This window comes from Pedobacter sp. MC2016-05 (genome assembly GCF_026239735.1).
Classification (GTDB): domain Bacteria; phylum Bacteroidota; class Bacteroidia; order Sphingobacteriales; family Sphingobacteriaceae; genus Pedobacter.
The window spans coordinates 705,879-712,924 of the sequence record NZ_JAPIVT010000001.1 but is presented as its reverse complement, the minus strand read 5'-3'; the positions used below and the strand labels follow the sequence as shown (position 1 = coordinate 712,924).

Annotated in this window: 4 protein-coding genes; 2 read left to right on the top strand and 2 right to left on the bottom strand. The window is 39.1% G+C overall.

Going from position 1 to position 7,046, the window contains the following annotated elements; genetic code table 11:
* Positions 1–557: 557 nt before the first annotated feature.
* The gene (locus tag OQZ33_RS03010; RefSeq protein WP_265797561.1) at positions 558–1,931 is read left to right on the top strand and encodes a hypothetical protein; all 1,374 of its coding nucleotides are present in this window, start codon (positions 558–560) and stop codon (positions 1,929–1,931) included.
* A gap of 233 nt (positions 1,932–2,164) precedes the next feature.
* On the opposite strand, the gene glyA is transcribed toward OQZ33_RS03010, so the two are convergent.
* Positions 2,165–3,436: a serine hydroxymethyltransferase gene (glyA, locus tag OQZ33_RS03005; protein ID WP_265797560.1), complete on the bottom strand. Its 1,272-nt coding sequence runs from the start codon at positions 3,434–3,436 to the stop codon at positions 2,165–2,167.
* 199 nt (positions 3,437–3,635) lie between these two features.
* On the bottom strand, positions 3,636–4,379 hold the full coding sequence (locus tag OQZ33_RS03000) for a segregation and condensation protein A (RefSeq protein WP_265797559.1): 744 nt from the start codon (positions 4,377–4,379) through the stop codon (positions 3,636–3,638).
* Positions 4,380–4,919: 540 nt separating this feature from the next.
* Here OQZ33_RS03000 and dxs point away from each other — a divergent pair.
* The gene (dxs, locus tag OQZ33_RS02995; protein ID WP_265797558.1) at positions 4,920–6,848 is read left to right on the top strand and encodes a 1-deoxy-D-xylulose-5-phosphate synthase; all 1,929 of its coding nucleotides are present in this window, start codon (positions 4,920–4,922) and stop codon (positions 6,846–6,848) included.
* Positions 6,849–7,046: the final 198 nt, after the last annotated feature.

The following is a 7,046-nucleotide window of genomic DNA, read 5'->3' as shown; positions in this document are numbered from 1 at the left end:
GCCGCTCTTTCAGGCGGCTTCCCGTTTCTTCCGAACCGGGCTGCAAAGGTAGCGATCTTTTTCTTTTCCGCAAATTTATTTTAAAGTAAATTTTTGGCCTTTCCACTCTCATCTATCAACCAACCGGCTTTTCAATGCAACCGTTTCCTCCGAAGCGGGATGCAAAAGTAGAAAAAAATCCGCTCCCGGCAAACCTTTAATCAAAGAATCGAAACAGATTTTTATAAAACACTGATCGTCAGACCAAAAAAATAACACATTAAGTCAAACATCTAAACTACTTGTATGTTTAAGCGCTCATCAGACCCTTATAATACTATAAATATCAATAAGCAATCATTTTAAAAGCGCTGCTAAAAGAGGAATTTTAATCTTATCCTATTATAAACACATGGTCACTCAATAACGCATACTATAAAAGATGATATTAAAAACGAATACTGAGATTGACTTCTCAATCAGCACCAGGTTTCTCAAAAATCGAATAAAACAGGCCGCGATAAGACAATTACATAAAAGTCGGAACTAAAAATTAAAAAAATATCTAAGTTTGATTGATGGGAAAAATCACTTACTTGGTCATCATAATACTCACCCTTGCTGCATGCAGGAAAGACGAGCGAATTACAGCGGATTCAAACGTAACACTTGATTTTTCTGAACAAAATATTTCTTTTGATACGGTATTCACCTCGGTTTCGTCAACTTTTAAAAATGTCAAAATCAGAAATAGGAACGGTAAAGCCGTCAATATCTCTGAAATCAGGCTGGCAAACGGAGACACCTCTGCATTTAACATCAATATTAATGGAGAGCGCACAAATAAGAAAAATAATATTGTGATCAATGCGGGGGATTCCATTAGTATTCTCATTAAAGTCAGCATAGATCCGAATAGCAAGATTCAACCCTTTCTAGTTGAAGATTCGATTTTACTAAATACCAATGGCAGCAGACAATCTATAAAGCTACTCGCCTATGGTCAGAATGCCGTCTTCATTCACAATCCATCTATTGAGGTAAATACTACCTGGACTGAAGGATTGCCCTATATAATTAGTGGGACAGCAACTGTAAAGAATGGTATCTCTCTTACCCTTATGCCTGGTACAAGGCTTTACTTTCATAAAGATGCAAGGCTAAATGTTGAAGGCAGCTTAATAGTTAATGGTTTGTTGGATAGGCCTATCATTTTTTCAGGAAACCGCCTTGAAAGAATTTATTCCAGTGAACCAGGCCAATGGAATGGAATATTGATACAAAAAACAGGATCTGCTATAATTAAACATGCCAGGATAATGAACGCCATTGTGGGAATAACCTCGGACTCCCTATCAACCAATACCAGTCCTAAACTGCTTGTCAGTAATAGCATTATTAAAAACATGCAGGTAGCTGCCTATATAGGACATCACTCGGAGTTGATTGCATTCAACAATCTATTATATAATTGCGGGAATTACCTGATTTACGGGATTGGTGGTGGTAATTTCAATTTAAAGCAGAATACATTTGTAGGCTTTAATTCAAATTTTGCCCGTAAAACTGCTGCAGTAACCTTATCAGACTTCATCTCCGCGGAATCCTATAACAATCTCAATTTGAATCTAACCAATAATATCATTTGGGGATCATTAGAAAATGAGTTGGATATACAAAACAAATCTAGTGCTGTCGTCAGTTCAACGATCTACAATAATCTTATAAAATCATCACAGCGAAATTATGCCAGTAGTGGCAATCTGCTAAATGATGATCCAAAATTCATCTCAGAAGGAATGGAGAATTTTCAACTGCAAGATAATAGCCCTCTATTAAAGAGGGGATATGATCTTCGGTCTGATGCGTTTTATGGAAATTACTTAAGCTTGGATTTGGCCAATATGCCGCGTGTGTTTCCATCGACTTTGGGATGTTTTGAAAAAAAATGATTTTTTTCCTTTTGCTAAAACAAATTCTGTATTACGCGGTTTATATATTTGAGAGCGTTAATTTAGATGGTAAGGGTCGATATTTCTTCAAAAGAATATCGGCCCTTTACTTTTTAAACACTTTAATTTTATATGCTCAAAACTTAGCATTTGTGAAAAAATTTAGATCTATAAAATAAAAGCAGCCTCAAATTAATGAAGCTGCTTTTAGGTATCAAGTCAGAAAAATGTTTTTATCTGTAAAGTGGAAACGCACTAACCAAATTTACAACTTCAGCTTTAACTGCATTGATATTCATCTCATCATCAGGATTGGTTAACACCTGGTCGATGAGATCAACAATTTTTTCCATTTCAGCCTCCTTTAATCCACGAGTGGTAATGGCAGCTGTACCAACACGAATGCCTGAGGTTACGAACGGTGATTTATCATCGAAAGGAACCATATTTTTATTCACGGTGATCTCTGCTCTTTCCAAGGCATTCTCAGCAGCTTTGCCGGTGATGTTTTTATTTCTCAGATCGATGAGCATCAAGTGATTATCTGTACCCCCTGAAATAATTCCATATCCTTTGGCCACAAAAGCCTTAGCCATAGCCTGGGCATTAGTAGCAACCTGTTTAATGTAAGTATCGTATTCATCGGTTAGTGCCTCGCCAAATGCAATTGCCTTAGCGGCAATAATATGCTCCAAAGGACCACCCTGTGTTCCGGGAAAAACAGCCATATCAAGTAAATTACTCATTAACCGAATATCTCCTTTTGGTGTTTTCAATCCCCATGGATTTTCAAAATCCTGCCCCATCATGATCATACCACCGCGCGGACCTCGAAGGGTTTTATGCGTCGTGGTGGTCACAATATGACAGTGAGGAAGCGGGTTAGCTAGCAATCCCTTTGCAATCAGTCCAGCGGGGTGTGAAATGTCTGCCAAAACTAAAGCACCGATTTTATCTGCTATTGAACGGATGAAAGCATAATCCCATTCACGTGAATATGCAGATGCGCCACAAATGATTAATTTTGGTCTTTCTGTCAAGGCAACTTCTTCCAGCTTTTTATAATCAATTAAGCCGGTCTCTTTATCTACTCCATAAAAAAATGGTTGGTACAGTTTACCAGAGAAGTTAACAGGAGAACCATGTGTTAGGTGCCCACCATGCGAAAGGTCAAACCCCAATATTTTATCCCCCGGTTTCAACACTGCCAGCATAACAGCCGCATTCGCCTGTGCACCTGAGTGGGGCTGAACATTAACCCACGATGCACCGAACAATTTCTTTGCTCTATCAATTGCTATCTGTTCAACGACATCTACAACTTGGCATCCGCCGTAGTAACGTTTGCCTGGTAGTCCTTCAGCATACTTGTTGGTAAGTACAGAACCAGCAGCTTCCATCACTTGCTTGCTTACAAAGTTTTCAGATGCGATAAGTTCTAATCCGTGCTCTTGACGGTCAAGTTCTTTATCAATAAGTTCAAAAATCTGGGTATCGCGTTTCATCCTTATATAGGTTTGGTATTTTTCTGCAAAAGTAACAAATTAATTTTTAAGGCAGTAACCCAATCAGGGGAAATTAAGTGCTCAAGCCTGGGATGACTCATCATGAATTACCGATTCTCTAAGCGTTAAGAACGAGGTCCATTCTAAATGATTGCAGATCTACTGTCCTCGGGCCTAAAGCGAGTGGTAAACAATCAGGTTAGCGAAGTGATTTAACCTCAAAATTATTGAAACCGCTACCAATGGTAATTTTCACTATTTGCTGCTGAAGCATCTCCAGAATTGCAAGAAAATTATAGACAAAATGCACTTTGTTTTCTGAATTTTTAAGCACTATCGCAAAGTCGATCTGCTTATTGATCTCCAAAAGGTTTGAGATAAAATATTTTTGCTGCTCAATGGTATATGGATACTGGATAACAGTATGCTTAACCTCTTCCACCCGCAAGCTATATTTTTCGACTGTCCGGTGGTAAACAGTGAGCAACTTATACAAATCAAGCGACAGTAGCTCATCCTGATGAGAAGAAGATGCTGCCACTAAAATCAGATCCTGTTCGATATTCCCCCTCCTTTCCTGTAACATTCTGCTATGCTCTAGGACTTTCATTTCTTCGGCAGCTGATTTGAACTGTTTATACGCAATCAGCCTATCAATCAAATCTTGCTCGGAACTAATTTCATTACCTGCATCATCTATTTCGATCCGCGGCAACAACATTCTAGACTTAATGCGCATCAAGCTAGCCGCTATGAGAATAAACTCACTGGCTACCTCCACATTCAGAGCAAACAACTGATGAATGTAAGACAAAAAGTCATTAGTGATTTTTGAGATCTCGATGTCATGAATACTCAGTTCATCACGTTCGATAAAGAATAAAAGTAAATCAAAGGGACCTTCGAATACAGGAAGTTTGATTTCAAAATTATCTGTTTGCATTGATACAAAAATACCAAATAGCAGCTGGATATTTTAGTTTAAAAAGCGATTGAACGCAGCGGTTAAAATGAACTGCTTAAAATATAAATAGTTTGTCTTGAATCTAAATGAAATAAATACTCTCTTAGATTATTGACTACAGACTTTCTGATTTTAACCACTCTTCCTTGGGAATTGTATTCATCAACGATATTATCTCCAATCTTAATCCTGTTTAACTTAATTACTGGTGTTGAGTGCGTTATATTTTGCATGGTTTCTTTTTTTACTAAGTTGAATATTATTTGACATGTATTAAATTTTAGTAGACCAGAGTAGATACCCTGTCGAAGAACGTATGTCAAATGTAGATAATAATTACAATAATCGCAAGACATGTATTTTTAATAATACATCATTACAATCAGCTTGTTTTGATTATTCTTAAAGAATCTTTTTTCGAAACCTCGGTCGACAGGCCCTAATTCATGGATGACGATTTTTCTTTTGTATTAGAACAAAAATCCCTTACTTTGTATCTTGTTTTTTACCCAAATCTGAATGCAAGTTAAAGCTGGCCCCCTATTATCTAAAATCAACTATCCTGCTGATTTAAAGCAACATAACGAGTCTGACTTAGAACAAATAAGCCAAGAATTAAGGCAATATATCATTGATATTGTGAGCGTAAACGGTGGCCATTTTGGGTCCAGCCTAGGGGTTGTCGAGCTGACGGTTGCTTTACATTATGCCCTGAATACTCCCTACGATAAATTAGTATGGGATGTAGGACATCAGGCTTATGGCCACAAGATACTCACGGGCAGAAGGGATTTGTTCCATACCAACCGCATATACAAAGGCATAAGCGGTTTTCCAAAAATCTCCGAAAGTGAGTATGACACATTTGGCGTAGGTCACTCATCCACCTCGATTTCGGCTGCGTTGGGCATGGCGGTTGCCTCTCAACTAAAAGGGGAAAAAGACAGGCAGCACGTGGCAGTTATTGGCGACGGCGCATTAACAGCAGGATTGGCCTTTGAAGGACTCAATCATGCAGGGATTGAAAATAGCAATGTGCTGGTGATCCTTAATGACAACTGTATGTCAATCGATCCTAACGTTGGGGCTTTAAAAGAATATCTGACAAGTATTACCATATCAAAATCTTACAATCGTTTCCGTGACGATATTTCCAGTGTTTTGGCAGGGCTTTCTAAACTTGGTCCTAATGCGCATAAATATGTCAAGAAAATTGAGAAGAGTATAAAAGGAACGCTTTTAAAGCAAAGCAATTTGTTTGAAGCGCTAAATTTTAGATATTTCGGCCCCGTTGACGGACATGACGTGAAACGCTTAGCACAAACCATAAAAGATTTATCAGCGATACCCGGCCCAAAATTATTACACTGTGTAACCGTTAAGGGAAAAGGATTTGCACTTGCTGAAAAAGATCAAACCATTTGGCACGCGCCGGGGCTTTTCGATAAAATAACTGGAGAGATCAAGAAAAGTATTCCAATTAAACCTCAGGCTCCGAAATATCAAGATGTTTTCGGCCACACAATGGTAGAATTAGCGAAGTCGAATGCAAAAATTGTTGGCATCACTCCGGCCATGCCGTCTGGGTCATCATTGAATATCATGATGAAAGCAATGCCAAAGCGTGCTTTCGATGTGGGCATCGCGGAACAACACGCAGTAACATTTTCTGCCGGTTTAGCCGCGCAGGGTTTAGTTCCGTTTTGCAATATATATTCCAGTTTTATGCAACGGGCTTACGATCAGGTAATTCATGATGTAGCTATTCAAAAGCTCAATGTTGTGTTTTGTTTGGACAGGGCCGGCTTAGCGGGAGCAGATGGGGCTACACATCATGGTGCGTACGACATTCCCTATATGAGATGTATTCCAAATATGATCATATCCTCACCGATGAATGAGGAAGAGTTGAGAAACCTGATGTATACCGCGCAGCAAGAAAACATGGGGCCATTCGTGATCAGATACCCCCGTGGAAATGGCGTAATGCCAGATTGGAAAAGGCCTTTCAGGGCTTTGGAAATTGGGAAAGGGAGAAAAATTTGTGACGGAGATGATGTAGCTTTGCTGACTATTGGTCATGTTGGAAATTTCGCTGTAGAGGCACGTAATGAACTAAACAGTGAGGGCATTTATCCAGCACATTACGATTTGCGATTCGTAAAACCTTTGGACCAAGATCTTTTGCACGAGGTTTTTAGCAGGTATAAGCATGTCATCACTGTAGAAGATGGCGCATTGCCAGGAGGAATAGGGTCAGCAGTACTTGAATTCATGGCTGACAATGGTTATAACTCAAAAGTGATACGTTTGGGTATTCCTGATCAGTTCATCGAGCACGGCGAACAGGCGGAACTATGGGCAGAATGTGGTTATGACAAAGCTTCAATCATCAACACAGTAAGATCGGTTGGGTTTAAAAGAATCACAGATAGCATGGTTGGTTAGTATCTGTAGGAGATGATAAGCAAACGGATTCGCTTCGTAGTAGGCTTAACTGCTGGGCTGCGAATCGATCGAGATCATCCAGCAGCTATCTGATAATTATCAGGCCGGGCATTCTTAAAACTTGTTCGTTCGAAAAAATTAGTCATACCATACGCTTAAAAACTTTAGTAATCCAAACCCCTTTGATGAAACCAGATC